General features: G+C 61.3%; 17 protein-coding genes. 7 read left to right on the top strand and 10 right to left on the bottom strand.

The window, feature by feature from the left end; all coding sequences use genetic code 11:
- Window positions 1-202: MobA/MobL family protein (locus STARVERO_RS20620; RefSeq protein ID WP_159601243.1), on the bottom strand; the 202-nt coding region annotated here is incomplete at its 3' end.
- A 182-nt stretch (window positions 203-384) separates the two neighbouring features.
- On the opposite strand from STARVERO_RS20620, the gene STARVERO_RS20615 reads away from it, so the two are divergent.
- From STARVERO_RS20615 to STARVERO_RS20600, 4 genes are all read left to right on the top strand, one after another.
- Window positions 385-711: a conjugal transfer protein TraD gene (locus STARVERO_RS20615; protein ID WP_159601950.1), complete on the top strand. Its 327-nt coding sequence runs from the start codon at window positions 385-387 to the stop codon at window positions 709-711.
- A 1-nt stretch (window position 712) separates the two neighbouring features.
- Window positions 713-979: a conjugal transfer protein TraD gene (locus STARVERO_RS20610; protein ID WP_159601241.1), complete on the top strand. Its 267-nt coding sequence runs from the start codon at window positions 713-715 to the stop codon at window positions 977-979.
- A 142-nt stretch (window positions 980-1121) separates the two neighbouring features.
- Window positions 1122-1328 carry a type II toxin-antitoxin system prevent-host-death family antitoxin gene (locus STARVERO_RS20605; RefSeq protein WP_159601239.1) on the top strand — a complete coding sequence of 69 codons (207 nt, stop codon included), beginning with the start codon at window positions 1122-1124 and terminating at the stop codon, window positions 1326-1328.
- Window positions 1329-1427: 99 nt separating this feature from the next.
- On the top strand, window positions 1428-4634 hold the full coding sequence (locus tag STARVERO_RS20600; protein WP_159601237.1) for a type ISP restriction/modification enzyme: 3207 nt from the start codon (window positions 1428-1430) through the stop codon (window positions 4632-4634).
- Between the two features lie 260 nt (window positions 4635-4894).
- On the opposite strand, the gene STARVERO_RS20595 is transcribed toward STARVERO_RS20600, so the two are convergent.
- The 4 genes from STARVERO_RS20595 to STARVERO_RS20580 all read right to left on the bottom strand — a co-directional run bounded on the left by STARVERO_RS20595 (window position 4895) and on the right by STARVERO_RS20580 (window position 7721).
- Window positions 4895-6580 (bottom strand): recombinase family protein, encoded by a 1686-nt coding sequence (locus tag STARVERO_RS20595; protein WP_159601235.1) that lies wholly within the window; start codon window positions 6578-6580, stop codon window positions 4895-4897.
- Window positions 6577-6990, bottom strand: a complete 414-nt coding sequence (locus tag STARVERO_RS20590) for a DUF2924 domain-containing protein (RefSeq protein ID WP_200837877.1) — start codon at window positions 6988-6990, stop codon at window positions 6577-6579. Before STARVERO_RS20590 ends, STARVERO_RS20595 begins: the two co-directional genes overlap by 4 nt.
- Window positions 6987-7412, bottom strand: a complete 426-nt coding sequence (locus tag STARVERO_RS20585) for a DUF3489 domain-containing protein (RefSeq protein WP_159601233.1) — start codon at window positions 7410-7412, stop codon at window positions 6987-6989. The genes STARVERO_RS20590 and STARVERO_RS20585 overlap by 4 nt, the downstream gene beginning before the upstream one ends.
- A 99-nt stretch (window positions 7413-7511) precedes the next feature.
- Window positions 7512-7721, bottom strand: coding sequence for a hypothetical protein (locus STARVERO_RS20580; RefSeq protein WP_159601231.1), 210 nt, complete (start codon window positions 7719-7721; stop codon window positions 7512-7514).
- Between the two features lie 442 nt (window positions 7722-8163).
- Between STARVERO_RS20580 and STARVERO_RS20575 the strand changes: the two genes are divergently transcribed.
- The 3 genes from STARVERO_RS20575 to STARVERO_RS20565 all read left to right on the top strand — a co-directional run bounded on the left by STARVERO_RS20575 (window position 8164) and on the right by STARVERO_RS20565 (window position 13058).
- Entirely contained in the window at window positions 8164-9036 is an 873-nt protein-coding gene (locus STARVERO_RS20575) for a DMT family transporter (RefSeq protein ID WP_159601229.1), read from the top strand.
- Window positions 9037-9513: 477 nt separating this feature from the next.
- A complete protein-coding gene (locus STARVERO_RS20570; RefSeq protein WP_200837876.1) occupies window positions 9514-11769 on the top strand; it encodes an AAA family ATPase in 2256 nt (751 codons plus the stop codon).
- Window positions 11766-13058: an McrC family protein gene (locus STARVERO_RS20565; RefSeq protein ID WP_159601227.1), complete on the top strand. Its 1293-nt coding sequence runs from the start codon at window positions 11766-11768 to the stop codon at window positions 13056-13058. The genes STARVERO_RS20570 and STARVERO_RS20565 overlap by 4 nt, the downstream gene beginning before the upstream one ends.
- A gap of 135 nt (window positions 13059-13193) precedes the next feature.
- Here STARVERO_RS20565 and STARVERO_RS20560 read toward each other — a convergent pair whose 3' ends face one another.
- From STARVERO_RS20560 to STARVERO_RS20540, 5 genes are all read right to left on the bottom strand, one after another.
- Complete coding sequence (locus tag STARVERO_RS20560) at window positions 13194-14312, bottom strand: hypothetical protein (protein WP_244616853.1); 1119 nt, start codon at window positions 14310-14312, stop codon at window positions 13194-13196.
- A gap of 2 nt (window positions 14313-14314) precedes the next feature.
- Window positions 14315-15739, bottom strand: coding sequence for a phosphotransferase (locus STARVERO_RS20555; RefSeq protein ID WP_244616852.1), 1425 nt, complete (start codon window positions 15737-15739; stop codon window positions 14315-14317).
- Window positions 15736-16623 (bottom strand): sensor histidine kinase, encoded by an 888-nt coding sequence (locus STARVERO_RS20550; RefSeq protein WP_159601223.1) that lies wholly within the window; start codon window positions 16621-16623, stop codon window positions 15736-15738. The genes STARVERO_RS20555 and STARVERO_RS20550 overlap by 4 nt, the downstream gene beginning before the upstream one ends.
- Entirely contained in the window at window positions 16620-18500 is a 1881-nt protein-coding gene (locus STARVERO_RS20545; protein ID WP_200837875.1) for an AAA family ATPase, read from the bottom strand. The genes STARVERO_RS20550 and STARVERO_RS20545 overlap by 4 nt, the downstream gene beginning before the upstream one ends.
- A gap of 398 nt (window positions 18501-18898) precedes the next feature.
- Window positions 18899-19093: a hypothetical protein gene (locus STARVERO_RS20540; protein ID WP_159601221.1), complete on the bottom strand. Its 195-nt coding sequence runs from the start codon at window positions 19091-19093 to the stop codon at window positions 18899-18901.
- Window positions 19094-19096: the final 3 nt, after the last annotated feature.

The following is a 19096-nucleotide window of genomic DNA, read 5'->3' as shown; positions in this document are numbered from 1 at the left end:
GTTCGCGGTCGTTCCATTGCTCTGGGGCGTTTTCCGGCAACATCACCTCGGAATGGACGACGCCCGGCTTGTTGGAGAAGTCGTGGTCACGGCCCAGCCGGTCATCGCGCAGCCGGGAGGCCGAGCGATAGGCTGCGGCAGCGACCGCACTACGGCCCGCCGCACGTCCGATGACCTGAACGGAGAAATGGTAGATCGCCATGGCGACCAACCAGATACTGCCCTCAAGCGCACGTCGGAACGACGTATAAGCGCGCCCTCCCTCGAAAAAATCTCGGGATGGACCGGGCCGTGCCACACCGTCCCGGAAACAATACTGCGTTCTGCTGTCTGAGCAACTATCCTTACCGCATCAACGACTTGCGGCCGGGAAAGGACACGACGATGCGGAAACCCAGAGACTATGACGCGGAACTCAAGGCGCTTGAGGACAAGGCGCGGGAACTGAAAACCCGCAAGGTGCAGCAGCTTGGCGAACTGGTCATCGCCACGGGGGCTGATGGCCTTACCGCCGACGAACTGGCCGGTGCCTTGGTCGCGCTGGCCGAAACCAAGGATACTGGAAAGAGGGAGGCGTGGGCCAGGCGCGGCGCTGCGTTCTTTCAAGGCCGGTCGCGGCGAACTGCATCAGCGACTAACCGCGACACTGGCGGCGCTCAAACGCCACCGGGCGGCGCGCAACCGGCATCGGTCACAACGGGCGCGGCATGACATGCGGACATGGCAGGTCGAACGCCGCAAGCGCACGCGGCATCTCATCGAACTCGGCGGGCTCGTCGTTAAGGCGGGCATCGTGGACCTGACCGGCGACGACCGCGCCATGATCTATGGTGCGCTTATCTGGATGGCCGACAAGCTCCAAAGCGAGGATGCCGAACGGGCGCGCGATACATGGACGAAACTCGGAAAGATGGCGTCCGAGATGGAGCGTCCGGCAGACCCAAACGACAGAGTGCGGCCGCAGCCGGATCGGGCGTGACCGATGGCGGGCGGCGCGGAGACCTCAAATATTGCAGCGCCGCCCGCCATCGCGCGGCAACGCCGCGCAAGCACTGATGACGATTGCCTAAAAGAGCCATTCTGTTCTAAATGGCGCAATTGGGATGGGCGAGATTTAAGCCATGAAAAGCATGTCCGCGCGCGAAGCCAAGAACAGCTTCGGCCTGATGATCGACACCGCGCGTGCAGAGCCGGTTCGCATCGAGAAGCATGGGCGTGGCGTGGTGGTCGTCGTCTCGGTGGAGGAATATGAACGCCTTTCCTTGCTGGAAGACAGCACCATGAGGGGCGAGCGTGGGGCTGGGGAGGCTACGAAAGGTGACAACTAAAGCACTTGCGCGCGTAGGTATCGACCAACTTCTGAGGGATGCCGCGTGGTGTCTCGCCGACGATCTGACCTATGTGAAAGCCGGGGGGCAATAGCGGATATGGACATTCAAGGCTACCTAAACGAAATTCGCGCCCTCTACGCCAGTGGCCAGACAACCGAACACAGCTTCCGTCCTGCGCTGGCCAAGCTCTTTAAAGCGATTGACCCGGCCCTCACCGTCATCAACGAGCCGAAACATATCACCGATGTTGGCGCACCCGATTTCGTTTTCAATCGGGGGGATATCGCTATCGGTTGGTGCGAGGCGAAGGACATCGGCAAGGATGTCCGCAAGTTCGCTGCCAACGATTACAGCAAATCCCAGAAGGAGCGATACAAAAAAGGCCTGCCCAATCTGATCTACACCAACGGGCTGGATTTCGAGTTCATCCGCGAGGGTGAAGTGGTGGACTTCATCACCATTGCGGACCTGATGCCAACGCTACCCGCGCGTGTAGAAAATTTCCCTGCGTTGGAAAACCGCCTGCATGATTTCGCTACCGTCACACCCCTTAGCATAACCTCATCGAGACGATTGGCTGAGATGATGGCGGGCAAAGCGGCAATCATTAAAGATATAATGGGTCGTGCTCTGATCGCCGACCTCAAGGTGCGAGATGACGGGGCGCCGCCAACTGATCTGATAGGTCAATACGAGGCATTCAAGTCGAATCTGATCCAGGATATCAAGGTTGAGGATTTCGCCGATATCTACGCGGAAACCATCGCCTATGGCCTGTTTGCTGCCCGATTGCATGATGAGACGTCAGGCAGCTTCACTCGCGCCGAAGCGTTGGAGCTTTTGCCCAAGTCCAATCCATTCCTGCGCCAGTTGTTCATCTACATCGCGGGGCCAAATCTGGATGAACGCCTGCGCCGCGTGATTGACGAATTGTGCAACGTTTTCTGTGCGACCAATATGGCCAAGGTGCTGGCCAATTTCGGCAAGGTGACCGCTCGGCAAGACCCTTTCCTGCATTTCTATGAGGTGTTTCTGGCCGAATATAACCCCGCCAAGCGCAAGGCGCGAGGCGTCTGGTATACGCCGGAACCTGTAGTGAATTTCATCGTCCGCGCGGTGGACGAAGTGCTGAAAGTGGAGTTCGGCCTAGCGGACGGACTGGCCGACACTAGCCGGATCACCATCAATTGGGATACCGGGCAGAACGACAAGAAAAGCAAGCCGGTCACTATCAAGAAGCAGGTGCACCGCGTCCAGATTCTCGATCCGGCCACAGGCACCGGCACCTTTCTGGCAGAAGTGGTAAAGCTGGTTGCCGAGCGGGTGAAGGGGATCGCACCGGGGCAATGGTCCAACTATGTCGAGCAAGACCTGATACCGCGCATCCACGGCTTCGAGCTGCTGATGGCCAGTTACGCCATGTGCCACATGAAGCTGGATATGACTCTGACGGGCTTGGGCTACAAGCCCTCGGCCAAGCCGCCCCGACTTGGTGTCTACCTCACTAACAGCCTTGAAGAAGGCGAGCGGGTGGAACAGACCCTATTCGGTCTGTCTCGCGCCATTGCCGAGGAGGCCAAGGCCGCCAGCGATATCAAACGGCAAATGCCCATCATGGTAGTGATCGGCAACCCGCCCTATTCCGGCCATTCATCCAACAAGGGGGAATGGATCGAAAAGCTAATGGCTGATTACAAGGTCAGCCCAGAACTAAAACGCCCGGCACAGGCCAAATGGCTTTCAGACGACTATGTAAAGTTCGTTCGTTTTGCTGAACATATGATCGAGAAGAACGGCGAAGGGGTGCTGGGTTTTATCACCAACCACGGCTATCTTGATAACCCCACGTTCCTCGATATGCGGAATCATCTGCGTCAGACATTTGACCGCATCTATGTTCTGGATCTGCATGGCAACTCCAACAAGAAGGAAGTCAGCCCGGACGGTTCACCGGACAAGAACGTATTCGATATCATGCAGGGGGTGGCGATCATCGTTGCGGTGAAGAGGGGTGAGACAGGCGGGGCAAAGAAGCTGGCTAGCGTGTTCCACGGTGATCTATGGGGTGATCGGGAAGCGAAATATCAGCGGTTGTGGGACAGCACGACCGGCGAACTTGCCGCGCAGGATGTTTCACCGGAAGCCGCGCCTTGGCGTTTCAAGCCTACCGACAAGGCGCTAGAAGCTGCCTATCGGGCTGGATTTTCCGTGGCGGACCTGTTTTCGCCTAATGGCCGCCCAGCCCCCGGAATTGTCACGACTCATGACGAATTCGCTATTTCGTGGAGCGCCGCCGAAGCCGCGGAAAAAGTGGAGCGCCTGCTTTCGACTGCTAACGAAGCCGAAGCCCGCCAGCAATTTCGTCTATGTTCCCAAAGTCAGTGGAACTATGCTGCTGCCAAATTTGCGCTGGCCGATGGAGCATGGCGGCAGGCTGTAACGCCCATCGCTTATCGACCATTCGATACCCGTTACACCGTTTATAAGGCTCATGTAGCTGTGCATCGCCGCCAAAGGGTAATGGCGCACATGTATGGCAAGCATAATTTGGCTCTGTTGGTGACGAAAGCCGTCCGAGATCATAGATATGCACATTGTCTACTGACTGACAAATGCAGCGAGGTCATTTTTATTTCCGGTGTTTCAGCATCGAATGCCATGAGCCTTCCCCTCTACCTTTACCCCGAAGAAGACACCCTAGACCAGTCCATCAGTTTGAACTTCGACCCCAAGCTATATGCTCGAATTCGCAAGGCGGCGGGGTTAATCGGAGCACTCTCTGCGCCCGATGGCACGGACAGCTTCCGCAAGGCGACTGGCGAAGCCCGTCCCGATGAGGTCAAAGTGTTCGACTACATCTATGGCGTGCTACATTGCCCGGCCTATCGCCAGACCTACACCGAATTCCTGAAGTCCAACTTCCCCCGCATCCCGTTCCCGCCCTCGCCAGAAGTGTTCAGGGCTGTTAGCGCAAAGGGGGAGGAACTACGCCGCCTGCACCTGATGGAAGATGCCGCCATCGGTGCAACGCCCTATCCCTTCGACGGAGACGGTGACAGCGTGGTAGACAAGCCGCGTTTCGATGCAGGGCGTATCTGGATCAATACTACCCAGTATTTCGACAACGCGCCCGCCGTCGCGTGGAACTTTCCCATTGGGGGCTACCAGCCAGCGCAAAAGTGGCTCAAGGATCGCAAAGGGCGCGCGTTGGGGTGGGACGATATTCGCCACTACCAGAAAATCATCAAAATACTGGTAGAGACGGACCGCATCATGCACGAGATCGAGCTTCCGAACCTTTGAAGTTCGGAAGCTTTCACAGGGCCAGCGCGGGTGTCATAGTGGAATAGCGTAAACGTAGTGATCATCACTATCGGTCGCGGCCCGCCATTCAGTCTGCCGAAAACCGTCGCGCCTTGACCTGAGCTCGCAAACCCCGCGTGTCTGCGGGTTTCCGGCTGATGCATTTCTCTCTGCGGTACGGAATTTGGGCTCTCTGGGCGCGGAAATCGCCCTTTCTCTCTCGGCCGAATTTTCCAGTACGGAATTTCCCGCCGCGCGGCTTAGCGCGCGATGCTGATCTGGTGTAGCGCCCGCTGGGCGGACCAGAGCGCGGGGATGGCATCGGGCGCGCGCAGGCTGTCGAAGGTGAGAGCGACCGGCGCAGTGCCGGCGATGATCTGCTGAACGATCGCGGGATCAAGGAAGGCGAGACGCAGTACGCGGGTAACCCAGGATTCGGTCGTCGCGTTGGCGGCGGCGAGATCGGCGATGCGCAGCTTGGGATCGGCCACGAGCTGCTTCCACCATTGGCGAGCTATGGCGATGGTCTTCAGGAGACGATCGTCGGTCTGAGGGAGAGCGGCGTTGCCGTTCGGCAGAACCAGACGAAGCGCAAAGCCGGCGCGCTTGAGCTTCACCGGAATGCCCATCTCGATCTTCGGAGCATCGTCGGCCGGATGGCCGATCTGCAACAGGCCCGTGATGCCCTTGGCGTTGAGGGCGATGGTCAGTCCATCACGCCGGACGGTGATCTGCTGGATGAGCGTGGCGATCAGGCCCGCGATGGCATTGAGATCCGAGCCCCGCAGCATGCCCGCCGTGTCGCGGCAGATGGTGATGATGTTGCTGATGCTATCGGAAAGCGGATGGCCCGGGTTGACCTGCTCGATCAGCGCGACCGGATCGTCGAGCCGCTCGGCCAGCCGGTCGCAGATCAGTTTCTCGATCTCTGCTGCCGGAATGCGCAGGCCGTCGGCATTCTTCTCACCCAGCTGCAGATCCCGGCTGACATAGTAGCGGTAGCGCTGCGCGCCCTTGCTGGCATGGGAGGCGACAAGCGGCTGGCCATTCTCATCGACCAGCTTGCCTGCCAGCAGGCTGCGATGCGCGGCAGATCGGATGTGGCGTTCGCCGCTGCGCTGGTCCTTGAGCTGTTGCTGCACCGCGTCCCAGACCGACATGTCGATGATCGCCGGATGCAGGCCTTGATGCAGCACGCCCTTGTGCCGGATGCGGCCGATATAGATCGGGTTGGAGAGCAGGGCGTAGAGCTCGCCGCGGCCGAATGGCCGACCTCCACGTTGCTTGCCCGTCTTGAAGATGCGCACCGGCTTCACGATGCCTCGCCGATCCAGCTCATCGCAGACACCGCGCACCGTGCCGAGGTCGAGATAGAGCTGGAAGATCAGCCGGACGAGATCGGCATGTTCCTCTACGATGGCGAGGCTGCGGCCGTTCGGCTCGTAGCCGAGCGGTGGGGTCCCGCCCATCCACATGCCGCGCGCCTTGGACGCCGCGAGCTTGTCCCGGATGCGCTCGGCGGTGACCTCACGCTCGAACTGCGCGAAGGACAGCAGCATGTTCAGCGTCAGCCGTCCCATGCTGGTCGTGGTGTTGAAGGACTGGGTGATCGACACGAAGCTCGTGCCAGCCTTGTCGAGCGCTTCGACCAGCCTGGCGAAGTCCAGCAAGGAGCGGGTCAGACGGTCGACCTTGTAGACGACGACGATGTCGACCTTGCCCGCGGCGATGTCCATCAGCAGGCGCTGGAGCGCCGGACGCTCCAGCGTGCCGCCGGACAAGCCACCATCGTCATAGCGGTCCTTCAGCAGCACCCAGCCTTCGCTGGCCTGGCTCGCCACATAGGCCGAGCAGGCACCGTATTGCGCATCGAGCGAGTTGAAATCCTGCTCGAGCCCTTCCTCGCTCGACTTGCGGGTATAGATGGCGCAGCGGACCGGCTTCATGAGGTGATCGCCTTGCGAAGTCCGAAGAAGGCCGGTCCCGACCATTGCTGGCCGGTGATGGCCTTGGCGACGGCGCTGAGCGAGGTCCACTCACGGCCGTTCCAGACTATCCTGCCCTTCTCGTCGATGGTCACGACATGGGTGGTGCCGTGCCATTCCCGTACGAGGCGCATGCCCATGCTGAGCGGCTGGGATCGCTTGCCCTTGGCGATCGAGGCGAGCTCGCGCTTCGCCGCACCCGAAAGGTCACCGAGCGCGGCAGCCTGGAGCTGGTAGGCCAGCGCCAGCCGCAGCAGCTTCGGACTGACGCTTGGCGCGGCCTGACCCGTCATCTCCTGCCATTGCTGGCGGAGCTGGGATCCGTCCAGCTCCGCCAGCGCCGTCACCTGCTGTTCGATCCGCGTAATCACGCGGCGGCCGCAGCGATGCGATACCGGCGCGTGCCGTCCTCACCGACCGAAGAGACAAGGTCGAGGCCGAGCTTCTTGCGCACCACCGCGGAGAAGAAGCCGCGTACCGAGTGCGCCTGCCAGCCGGTCTTCTCCATGATCTCGGCGATGGTGGCGCCGCCTTCGGTCCGGAGCTGCTGGACCACTTGATCGCTCTTGGTCTCTCGCGACGGCGCCGAGGTCGGTTCAGCGGCCGATACCGGCTGAGCCGCCTCGGTAGCAACTTCGGCCGGTGCCGCGACAGGCTCGGGCTTGTTCTCCTCGGGTGCCTGGGCCGCAGCCACCGCCGCCTGCTTCCGGCGGCTCGGCGAGGTGACGTCCAGGGCGCGAGCACTGATCTGATCACGCGTGCGGGAGCGAGAGGTGGCGGTCTTGCTGGTCATAAAAGTCTCTCCTTGGCACGCCGCCGGGAAATCCGGCGGCTGTACTGACACGAGCCCGCGCAGCGGGCGGGCGGAGAGGCTCGGTGAGGGCTGCCGAGATCAGCCAGGCGCTGAGGCGTCCATCGAGCGCATGGAGATCGCGTCCAGCAAGGTCTGCGCCTCCCCGATCAGCACATCGAGATCGAGCTCCAGGATCATCTTGAACGCATCGGCGCAGGTCTGTGCCCCGGCGGCGATCGCCGCGGCACGATCAAGACGCAGCCTCAGCTCGCTCAACCCCCGGGCCAGATCCAGCACACGCTCCGGCATCTCGCTCTCCACTCTTCACCGCCACCAAGCTGTCGCTCTGGACGCGAATGAAGTCGAGCGAATAAGTGAGAGATTGGAGCGTGTTGCGCGAGAAAATCGGCGCCTCGGGCACAGGGCGCGGCGGGCTGCTCAAGTGACCGCTGTAGCTCCTTGTAGGGCTCGACTAGGTGCGCTTCCATGTCCAGGCCTTATTATTCGGCAGCAAGTGACCCTGCCGCGTCACTTCCCAATCAGTGTCGTGCGATCTTCTTGAACACACGACACCCATCCGGCTATTCTCAAGCCATCGACCGAGTGGCAACTAGGGATCCAGGGGGCAGCGCCCTCACAGGACCAAGCGTTGCAGAGACCGTGGGAGTTCCGCGGCTGCACCCAAGGGACAAAATCCCAGGGGAGGAGACGTCGAGATCAACCGGCGCGCGGTGCGCCCAAGGGGATCTCAATGACACTCGCCTCCTTGCTTCTCGTTATTCTCGCCTCCTTGATTCATGCCTCGTGGAACCTGCTCGCTAAGCGTGCGGCCGCGGTCGGGCCGATGTTTGTGTTCGCCTATAATCTGGTGGCCTGCGTTACCTATGCGCCGTGGGTGCTGCACCTGTTGGCTGATGGCACCATCGGCTGGACATGGTTAGGTGGCGCCTTCGTTCTGCTGAGCGGCCTCATCCACCTCGCCTACAGCCTGTGCCTTCAGCGCGGCTATCAGGTGGCGGACCTGTCCGTCGTCTATCCCGTTGCGCGGGGAACGGGGCCCATGTTGTCAGCGATGGGAGCGGCACTTCTACTCGGTGAGCCGCTGACCGGGCTCGGGCTGGGCGGGCTAGCTCTCATTGTCATCGGCATCGGCGTGATCGCAACGCGGGGTGATCTATCGGCCTTCCGGCGGCCGGGTGGGAAAGCCGGCATCGGCTGGGGCACGGCGACCGGTGGGCTAATCGCCTCCTACACAGTTGTCGATGCCTATGCCGTGAAAACGCTAGGTATCGCTCCGGTGGTCCTCGACTGGTTCTCGAACCTGCTGCGCTTCCTCCTGCTGCTTCCGCTGGTCGCCGCCAATCCGCGCCGGGCGCTCGATCGCATGCGCGGCCATTGGTGGATCGCGGTCGGCGTCGGCCTGCTGTCGCCGCTGTCCTACATCCTTATTCTGATCGCGCTGGAAACCGGCGCGCCGCTTACCCTCGTCGCGCCGATGCGTGAGATGTCGATGATGGTGGGCGCACTGATGGGTATGCTGATCCTCAAGGAAACGGTAGGGCCGTGGCGACTGATGGGATGCGGGGTTCTCATCACGGGGGTCGTCCTGCTCTCAGCGGCATGATCTTCGGTGCGAGCAAAACAGAGCGGTGCGAAGAGACAGCCCGCGAGGATCCAGGCTTCTGGGCAGTGGTTAGCTAGAGATCGATCAGTGAGCTTTGCGTTCGCCACGGCCGATGACCCAATGCTGACCCCAAGGCGGGCCTTCCCGTCACGCCGTTGCGAAGGACCGCTTTGCGCCCGCCACCCGGACGTTAAGCCACCACCGTTAACGAGCCCGAGAGCTGACATTGCGACAATACCCGCAATGACCTCTGCTCTTAAAGATGATCGTACGCCTCGGACAACTTTGGGATAATCGCGCGGCGACGCACCCCTTTCAATTGAAAGCACACTCCCTCGCGGCTACGGTTCAACAAAATTCAGAATGGGTTCAGGCCTTTCTTCGCTAGAGGTCTGCGCGGACGGACCAGCGAGAAGCATCCATCATGGCAATCAGAAATTCCCGAGGAAGATATTTTAAGTTTGAAGGAATGGGCAATTGTCTCGCTACAATCCGCATTACAACGTCGCTCTGATCTATAAGGCTGCTGGGACATGGAGAGAGAACTGCTTTCTCGCAGACGGATCGGCATTGTCGGACGGCGGAAGCCTTTGGACGAACACCTTGCTTGGTGAGCTCGACCAACGCTTCGTCAAAAACCTCGACGCCGGTGAAGGTGATTTCCTCTCGAAATTGAAGGTGCAGCTTTCGGAGGGTTCGCCCGATTGTCGCCAGCTGATGGCCGAGAACCTTTGGCTTACGCTGCTCTTTCCGTCGAACGTAGGCGCCGCCAAGAAGCGCGAGAACGTGCTAGAGATCTGGTCTTGGTCGGGAGAGGACCTGAGCGCGACGCACTCTCTTTTGGAAGACTCTGTCCTGGAAGGCGTCGGCTCCGCCGGAACCGCCTACAACACGCACCGTTGGCGCGAGCTGGTATTCCTTATCGGCGCCTTGCGCGATTTCAAGGCTCGCGATGCCTCTGTCCGTGAGCAGATCGCGTCGGACCCGTGGGCATTCTCTGGCTGGCTGAGCGGCCTCCCAGAGGCGCGGCACCGACAGCTGATCCACATCCTTCCACACCTGCTGTTTCCCGACACCTTCGAGAGGATCAGTTCCGAGCGCGACAAGCGTCAGATCCTCGCCGGCTTCGGAAATACGCCGGAGAAGGAGATCCGGAAGTGGAGCACTGTCGAGATCGACCGAGCTTTGCTGGAACTGCGCCGGCGGCTTGAAGACGAGCATGGCGGGGACATCGATTTCTACCAGGAAGAGTTCGAGTCGCAGTGGAAAAACCAGACGAAGAACTGGCTACTCAGCTGGAACCCCTCCAGATGGACCTGGGGCACGCTCGCGGCCGACCGCGCGACGACGATCAGCGGGGAGAAGGCCGACAACCGATGGCGCTGCAGCTCGAGCAAGCCGCGCGAGGGTGACCGCGTCTTTCTGATCCGGACCGGCAGTCCTCCGAAAGGCGTTGTGGCTGTCGGAAAGGTCACGCGTGCGCCCTACGAAGCCGAGCACTGGGAACAGACCCGCGCGGACGCCGGAGAGACGACGCGTTTCGTTGACGTGGCATTCGACTCCGTTCGCGATGCAACATCGGACCAGATTGTCCCTCTTGAAGACCTGCAGAATCGGGAACCCGACCAAGAATGGAACCCGCAGTCTTCCGGGATTGAGATCAAGGCGAAGGCTGCCCGGACATTGGAGCGCCTATGGAAGACGCTGCCATCGATCGCAGGGGACAGCATAGCGACGGGCGACAATGCTGGATCGGGAGCAGCATCACCGGGGAAAGTCTCGTTGCCCCTGAACCTTATTCTCTATGGCCCTCCGGGTACCGGCAAGACGTATCGCCTTAAGAACGATTACCTGCCGCGATACCAGGACGAGGCCGGTGATCGCTTCGAGTTTGTGACTTTTCATCAGAGCTACGCGTATGAGGACTTCGTCGAGGGCATTCGACCTGTCACAGAGAACGGTGCCGTCACCTACGAAGTGCGGCCGGGGGTGTTGAAGCGGCTTTGCGATCGGGCCCGGCGCGCGCCGGACAAGCGGTTCGCCCTCTTCATTGACGAGATAAATCGCGGAAACGTCGCCAAAGTCTTCGGCGAGCTGATTACGCTGGTTGAAGTGGACAAGCGCATCCGCATCGATGCCTCGGGAAGCCGGTTGGCGAGTTGCAAGGGACTAGAAGTGACGCTCCCTTACTCGGGTGAGCGTTTTGGTGTGCCCGCGAACGTCGACGTGATCGGCACCATGAACACCGCGGACCGCTCGATCGCTCTGCTCGACAGCGCCTTACGGCGCCGATTCCGCTTCGAGGAACTCACGCCGAAGCCGGAACTGCTTGAATCGATCGACGACAGCGAAGGCAACGCGATCGACCTGCGTCAGCTTCTGCAAGCCATGAATGCCCGCCTGTCCCGCCTGCTGCATCACGACCAGACTCTCGGCCACAGCTACTTCTACCACGTGAAGTCGTTCCACGAACTACGTCGTGTCTTTGCCAGGGAGATTCTGCCCTTCCTGCAAGAGGCGTTCTACGACGACTGGCGTCAGATCCGATATATCCTCGCCGACCAGGCCGTGGAGGAGGAGCTGCAATTGGTCCGGGCGCGGACGCAGAATGCCTCTGTGCTCTTTCCCAAGGCGGACTCGGCCGAAATCGGGGACGGTGAGGCGTTCGAGATCATTCGGGAAGACGACATCACTCCGGACGCGATCCGCAAGATCTACGAGCCACCGGAATGAGACGCCTTACTTTCCGAGAGCGGGAGGGCGTCAGCATCGGACCAGCCGGCGAGATCAGTGAGTTCGAAGCGGAAGGGGTCGCAAAACTCGCCGAACGTCTGCCACCCGGGGCCCTCGCATGGGGCCATCGCTCATTGAAGTTTGGGCCGTTCTGCGGGGTCTTGCAAACCGGACAGGTAACAATCGAGATACTTCCCAAAATTGACCATGGCAGTGAAAGCGGCGAAGACATGCGGGGCCTTCTGGTGGCCATGCTCGCGCGCGCAGGTGAGCTTGGATCGAAGCGAGTGGGCGATGCCAGCCTCGGGCAGCAGCACGGCCACCTCCTGGACGTCTTCATCGAGGATTTCTGCAGCCAAGTGAAATCCGCGCTTCGAGGCGGGGCGATCGCCCGTTACTCGGAGAGGACGGAGAACCTCAATGCCATCCGCGGACGGCTCGAACTGACAGCGCACCTCCGCGCCAACGCGTTCGACCGTTCTCATCTGCTCTGTCGCTTCGATGAGCGCAGCATCGACAATCCATACAATCAAGCGCTGAAGGCGGTTCTACGGATCCTTCTCGGATTCGCACTAAGTCCGAAGACCCGCACGATGGTGGCCGCGTTCCTCCACCGCTTTGACGAGGTGAGCGATCGAAGGGTCACGATTCGCGAGGTTGACGGTCTTAGCCTTGACCGCACCATCAGGCACTGGGAGCGGGTGTTTGCGCAGGCGCGCTGGCTGCTGTTAGGCCTCTATCCGGATGTTCGCACGGGCGACGCGGCTGGTTCCGCGCTACTTTTCAACATGGAAAAGCTCTTCGAGACGGTTCTCGGACTGCGCATCCGGCATGCCTGTCAGATGCTCGGCGCTGTTGGCCTCTCTGTCGGCCTACAAGGCCCCATGAAGAACCTCGCCACGTCGGGCTTCCAGCTACGGCCTGACATCACCATTCGGAGCGGAGACGAGACCGTTGCCCTCCTCGATGCGAAATGGAAGCGCCTCGATCTCGGCGAGCCGAACTCGGGCGTTGCGAGTGGCGACGCTTATCAAATGAATGCCTATGCCACTCGTTACAACTGCAAGCGACTCGCGCTCGTCTACCCCGCGTCTGCGGCCTGCGCGCCTGGAAAGATCACCGAGTTCGTGCTCATGACCGAAGAGCGGCCGATACTGGAGGTTGTCGCGGTCGATGTTCGAGAGCTCGCCTTCGGCAACGAGATCCCCGCCGGTATCCGTGGGATGATCCCTATCAAGCGGCACTGGAAGCAATGCTCATGGCAGGAACCAATTTACGAAGAGGTATGACGGACTTGGTCCCTCTCGATTCCACAAGTTTGTCCCCACGCCGCAGCGGAGTCTGCAAAGCGCCCTCGATCTCGGTCATACAGACATCATGCGGCTGATCCCAAAAGCAGACCTTCGTTCACGTTGTGCAGGCCCTCATTGCTTCTCCAGCAGCGCCTCGAAATCCGCCGCCTTGCGGACCTCGCCCATCAGGGCGTCGATCAAGGGTTCCTTCCGCCGAACCCGGAGCAGATCCTCCGACGTCCGCCTATCCACATATAGCACGTCGCAATAGGCGGCGAGCACCGCCAGATGTCGGTCATGCAGGTCACTGCCCGGCAGCTTGTATCTCGGCTGGCGATGCGCCTGGATTGCCTCCTCGATCGCAAAACTCGGGATAAGGTCCATCGACACGTGCTTGAGATCAGCAAACGAGCGGCCGGTCACCTCGGCCGCCACCCGAAGCAAGCTGCGGAAGTAACCGAGCCGCATCAGGTCGCCGATGACGCGCTCATCGCGGATCTCGGCTTCGTCCAAACCCTGATTTATCAGTGTCGACAACAGCAGGTCGCGAACGGTGGAGCCTGGGGTCGGGCCCATGGCGATCGTCCGCTCGATGAAGTCGTCTGCCATTGCGCGCGCCTTGACCTCATCCCCGCCGGTGCCGCGCAGGGCCTGCTTGAATGCCTGCTGATGGATCCCCGACAGCTTGGTGCGGAGCGTCGCAGGGTCAGCGATGTGCATCTTCGAAAGCTGGCCGACGGTCTGCGTCTTATCGAACGTCTGCATGGACCCCAGCGACGCAACGGCCGTTACATGATCCTGGCGGGAATGAATGACGGGGCGCACCGCCTGCCAAACCCAGCCGTGCTCGCCTATCGCCTGACGCCCATTGCCGGTCATCAGCAGCAGCGATCGTGCGCGGTCGCGCACCGCGGCCAGATCGCTGTGCCCCTCGCAGGCCGCCATCACCTCTGCGGCGAAGATGTCGACGATCGAGCCAAGGCCTTCCTTGGCCGGCGGCAGGCGCAGCCACGCCATGAAGGGCATGGCCTGCAGGCTCGCTACCCGGTCAGCAGCGCAGGCATCATCCTCGCCGCCAAGCAGCTCTTCAAGATGATGCCAGGAGAGCAGCGGCAAGCGGCCCTGTTCCATGAGCCGTTGGTGGAGTCTCTCGGCGCGCCGTCGAACATCCGGCCTCGAGGAGCGCATGGCGTCGAGCCAAAGCGACCAGTGCGAGCTATCCGGCGCGATGATGCAGGGCTTGTCGACCATCGTCATGTCGTGGCCCAGCAAGCATGAACCCCTTCGAACAGGGCCAGAATCCTATCTTTGTCGGTGTCATCATACTTCAACTGACGCAGCAGATAGCAGTACGCGCATGCGGCCAGTTCGCGCCGGCCCACAGTCAGCTTCTCCGACCACGCCCGGCACGCCCGGATGAACTCCGGCATGGGGCAATCGGCGAGATAGGCATCCAGGTCATGCCATTTGCGACAGGCATCGGCCGTAGGCCAGGCGGGCCCAAGCGTTGGATTGGCTTGGAGGACCGCGCTCAGTTCCAGCGATACGGGGTCATAGGCAGCCGAACCGGGACCAACGTCGCCATAGTCGATGACCAACACGCTACCGTCGCGCGCCACGAGGATGTTTTCGCCGTGCAGGTCGCCATGCACACAACACCACCGGGTCTGAATCTCGCGGCTCTCGAACTCTGCCGCCCACTCGAGCCCGAACTTCGCGTGAAGTCCGGCCGCCCGCTCGTCCGACACCCATTGCGCGCGGATCGAGGCGATTGACCGACGTTCTTGGTTCTTACCGTTCGACCACCCGGCAAGAGCGTCAGCAGTAGCCGCAACGGCCTTCGCGGCCAGCACGTCCTCCTCGGCCATGGCCTGGAACATGGAGGCGTCGTGTCCGCTCGCGAGCTGGTAGAAGAGACCGGCCATGAACCCCGCGCCGAACTCCAGCAGCTTCATCTTCCGAGGCGTCGCCGCGCCGTCGAGAAGCACGACATGCTCGTCATACCGCGCGTCCTCATCCTGCATTTTCGGAAGATCGCCCAGCTTGGCGACGACTTCACGGATGAGCGCGCCGGTCTGATCGAACATCTGCAGCCGAAGCGGCCGGGCGCCAGATTTGCCCGCTCCGATCGGATAAACCGAGCAAGTGAGGGCTTTGAAATGCTTAGCGAAAATGCGGACAAGCCGATCTTCGCCTGTCGACAGGTTCAGCCCATTGGTTTGGAGTTCGATGTCGGACAAGGCGTGAATCGCGGACACAACCCGGCTGATCCTCTCCGGTGCCTGGTCGATCTCGATCTTCTTGAGGAACTCGACGGTGTCGACCTTGGCACCCTCACTCCAGATATCAGCATCGTGCTTCTGGGCGAGGAGTGGCGCGATGAAATCATCCGAAGGCGACCCCGTAAGCACGAGGATCTTTGTCCCCGGCGACACCTTACGGACGTGATGGAACACATACTTGCCGTGCTCGGTATCGAAATCCGTGGTGCCTGTGGCAGTGGGGATCTTCAGGTCCAGGATCGCAAAATCGAAGAAACCGCTTTCCAGCTTGGCCACCGCGTCATCGCGATTGGTCACGAACGTCGGAATCGTCGGGCCACCAGCTTCGCCAATCATCCGCGTAAGCTCAGCGATATAGGCCTCGTCGTCCTCGACGACCAGAATGTGCGCTGTCACTTGCGCCACCGCGCGGTGTAAAGGGCGCCGCCATGCTTCGCCGGCTCAAGGGTCAGCGAACCGATCATCGTTTCCACAGCCTGCCTGGCAATGGCCAAGCCGAAGCCGATGTGATCCTTCTTCGTCGAGTTTCCGATCTCGAAGGCAGTTTCGATCGGACCGGTAAGGCCGCCACCGTGATCGACCACCGCCAGCCAATAGTCGACGTCGGTTTCGCCCCAGCTGATGGTCACATCGTGCGGATTAGGCTGCGCGGATGCAGCCTGCTGGGCCTCGACGGCGTTGCGGATACCGTTCACCGCTACCATCCGCACGAGCGAGGGATCGCTCTTAATGAGGAACGGGCGAGAGCCGATCGTGGAGATCCATTTACGGACCTCAGGGTCATAGCCATCGAGCAGTTCGTCCACGAGCTGCGATAGGTCGAACTCCTGCGGGCGCGGTACACTCGCAGCGTTCTTCAGTACCTCGATCGCATCGAAGACCCGCGTCACCGACTCCAGATGCTTCTGCGTGCCTGAACCATCCCAATGCTCGCCAAGCTCGCGCTTGGCCGCCAACCGGACCAGCCCGATGGGCGATGAAATCTCGTGGAGGAGGAACCCGGTGATCCACCCCATCGCCTTGCCGTAGATTTGCTTGCGCACATCCTCCGAAACGAGATCGGCCTCATCCGTCGATGGCGCCGGCGCTTGTTCATGCGCTAGCCGCCGGATCGTCTCCTGCAGGGCATAATCGACGTAGGTGACGGTCTCTTCCCGCTGGGCCTGCCGGATGCGGGCCAGATCGGTCCGGCGCCCCACATCACCAAGGGCGCGGGCAGCTTGACCGCGCACATGGGCGGACGACGCCTTCAAATTATCCAGCGCCTCTTCCCGGGTCATGCCAGGCCTTGCGATCCGTAGAAGTTGGCGCGCTGGCGGAAGGCGGCCGCGCCGCCCTCCATCACCGAGGTGATCGCATTGACAACCGGGGCATCAGCCAATGCGCCATAGGCGATAGGGAAACCACGACGACCGTCGGAGCCGAGTTGAACGACGAAGTCGGCGGAGCCCAAGACCGGGATGTTGGCGTTGTGCGTCGAGAAGAGCAACTGGCCGTTCGCCGGACGCGCTAGGATCGATTTGATCAGCGTTTCGACGATGAACGCATTGTCGATGTGATCCTCGGGTTGGTCCACGATCAGCAAACGCTCCATGTGGCGCAGCACCAGCGGCAGGATCACAGTGCAGCGCTGGCCGGTCGAAAGCTCGGCGATGTCCTTGTAGTCCGGGCCGTCCATCAGCGAGAACGTGACGTAATCGTCGACCGGCACAGTCGCGATGGCGCCCAGATCCGCATCCTTCAGCGCGACGGCAACCTTGGCCGCCCGGTCGATGGTCATCGAGCCCCGACTAGCGATTAGATCGAAATCGTCATTGTCAACGGCTTCCAGCAGTTCACGCGGGCTGATTCGCGGCGCCAGCGCAGCCACCAGATCGTTGTAGCGCAGGCCGCTGCCACGCAGGGCTTCGGTCAGCACACTGGCGAAGACCTCCGACTGACCGCCGCGCATGACGTTGATATGGATTCGGGGGCCGAGCACGTAGTTGAGTCGAGCGGCTGCCTCCCTGCGGGCCTCGAACCGCGCCGACCGCATGGCTTCCAGCGCGTCCAGCGCCTGATTGCGACGCGCGATGACCCCCTGGAGGCTGGCGGTCCGCGACTGCCTCACGGCCATGAGCGATTCTAGCTGCGCCTTGCGCTCGCGGAGCAATTGGCCGCGACGGACAATTTCCCCTGCACCAGCTTGAAGGGCTTCGATTTCGCGGCGAAGGTTCCGCGCCTGATCCTCGAAGCCCATCTTCTCTGATGCGACCTGGTTGGCCAGCGCGGCGGTTTCTGACTCCACCACACTCAGTTCCTGCAGCGCGTAACGAAGATGCTCGTGTGCTTTCTCGACCCGCGTGCGCAGCTCTCCGAGCGGATCGCCGCCGGCGTTGGCAGGCCATCCCTCATAGAACACCTCGCCGCTGCCACCGATCGACGAGCGCCAACGCGCGACGTCGTTTCTAAACCTTTGGATCGCTTCGACCGCTACGCCCTTCAAGGCGATCGTGTTGCTGAACACGCTCAACTGAGCCGTCTTCGCGCTCGTGTTCGCCGACAGCGTGGACAGCTGCTGCTCCTGCGGCGCCACCTGGTTGATCTGCTCCAGGATGGACGGCATCTCCGCGAGCTGTTGGTCCAACTGCTCGATGTCCGCGCGGATCGTATTCGCTTCGGACGTCAGCGAGCGAACGGAGGCCACGGCCTCCGTCTCCGTTGACAGGACCGATCGCTGATCTCCGATGAAGCCGTCGAGCAACCGGAGACGCCCACCGGATTGGAGGCCAACGGTCTCGATCTCCGTTTGCGACAGAACGATCGGCAGCAAGAATGGGCCTGACGAGCGCGGGACGGGGTCGTTCGCCGACCGCGAAACCGTGATCCGCCGGCCATCCTCGACCAGCGTCAATGTGACCTGGCCGGACCCCAGCACGGAAAGGGCATGTTCGCGGCTGCGTTTCGTCGTCTCCGGCGTGTAGCCTTCGACGCCGAGGCAGAAGCGAATCAGTTCGATCAGGGTGGTCTTGCCGGTGCCGCGCGCCCCGATAACGACGTTCAGGCCGGGCCGCGGCCAAACGTCAAAACCGTTGAGGAATCCCTCCTCAATCTGAATCCGCTCAATGATCATCTTGCCCCCATCGACCAAGTGCTCTCGCAAGTCGATGACCGCCAATCGGACGTTCCGACGTGCGGGCGGTCTGCTCGTACCCCAGCTTTGCGCTTACGTGTGAACCTACCGAGATGGCGTCTCGTCGCAAGAGGGAGATGCACTACGCAACCCCGTCTCTACGAGCAAACCTCTCTGTTTGTTCTGGCGCTAACGGCCCGAGAGCTGCCAGTCCGCTATCGGCCCCATTCCAGACGTTCAGACTCGTACTTGGCAAGGTCCGCTTATGGCGCGGACGCGGCCTATCATCCTGACCACATTAGCCGCCATACTCGCCTTCATTCCCCTCACGCATTTTGGTGGTCTGGGGCTCGATGGCGCGCACGCTGATCGGCACGGCGGTGGCACAGTGCTGATCCTGCTCTTCCTGAGGGCACTCGTGCGGGTTTTCGGCTAGTTCCGCCCTAAGACGCGATCGCCAGAGCGACAGCAATGGCAAGCAGCAAGGGTCCCATCCACTTGAAGTGGCCCGCCAGCGGCTTTACCCACCTGGACTGGCTCGCAGCACCGCCAGGCAATGGCAGATAGCCGAAGCCGACGGACGTCATCCATAGGGCCGCACAGAACATGATGAATTCGTCGATATAAGCGGCGATCATCGC

It is taken from the genome of Starkeya nomas, from assembly GCF_902703545.1.
GTDB classification, from domain to species: domain Bacteria; phylum Pseudomonadota; class Alphaproteobacteria; order Rhizobiales; family Xanthobacteraceae; genus Ancylobacter; species Ancylobacter moscoviensis.
This window is presented reverse-complemented; position numbering and strand designations above follow the sequence as displayed.

Coding starts and splice junctions, on each gene's coding strand:
- STARVERO_RS20540 (WP_159601221.1), bottom strand. CDS start 19,093: ATGATCGCCGCTTATATCGACGAATTCATCATGTTCTGTGCGGCCCTA.
- STARVERO_RS20560 (WP_244616853.1), bottom strand. CDS start 14,312: ATGGTCGACAAGCCCTGCATCATCGCGCCGGATAGCTCGCACTGGTCG.
- STARVERO_RS20575 (WP_159601229.1), top strand. CDS start 8,164: ATGACACTCGCCTCCTTGCTTCTCGTTATTCTCGCCTCCTTGATTCAT.
- STARVERO_RS20615 (WP_159601950.1), top strand. CDS start 385: ATGCGGAAACCCAGAGACTATGACGCGGAACTCAAGGCGCTTGAGGAC.
- STARVERO_RS20580 (WP_159601231.1), bottom strand. CDS start 7,721: ATGCCGGAGCGTGTGCTGGATCTGGCCCGGGGGTTGAGCGAGCTGAGG.
- STARVERO_RS20605 (WP_159601239.1), top strand. CDS start 1,122: ATGAAAAGCATGTCCGCGCGCGAAGCCAAGAACAGCTTCGGCCTGATG.
- STARVERO_RS20595 (WP_159601235.1), bottom strand. CDS start 6,580: ATGAAGCCGGTCCGCTGCGCCATCTATACCCGCAAGTCGAGCGAGGAA.
- STARVERO_RS20585 (WP_159601233.1), bottom strand. CDS start 7,412: ATGACCAGCAAGACCGCCACCTCTCGCTCCCGCACGCGTGATCAGATC.
- STARVERO_RS20565 (WP_159601227.1), top strand. CDS start 11,766: ATGAGACGCCTTACTTTCCGAGAGCGGGAGGGCGTCAGCATCGGACCA.
- STARVERO_RS20610 (WP_159601241.1), top strand. CDS start 713: ATGCGGACATGGCAGGTCGAACGCCGCAAGCGCACGCGGCATCTCATC.
- STARVERO_RS20550 (WP_159601223.1), bottom strand. CDS start 16,623: ATGACCCGGGAAGAGGCGCTGGATAATTTGAAGGCGTCGTCCGCCCAT.
- STARVERO_RS20600 (WP_159601237.1), top strand. CDS start 1,428: ATGGACATTCAAGGCTACCTAAACGAAATTCGCGCCCTCTACGCCAGT.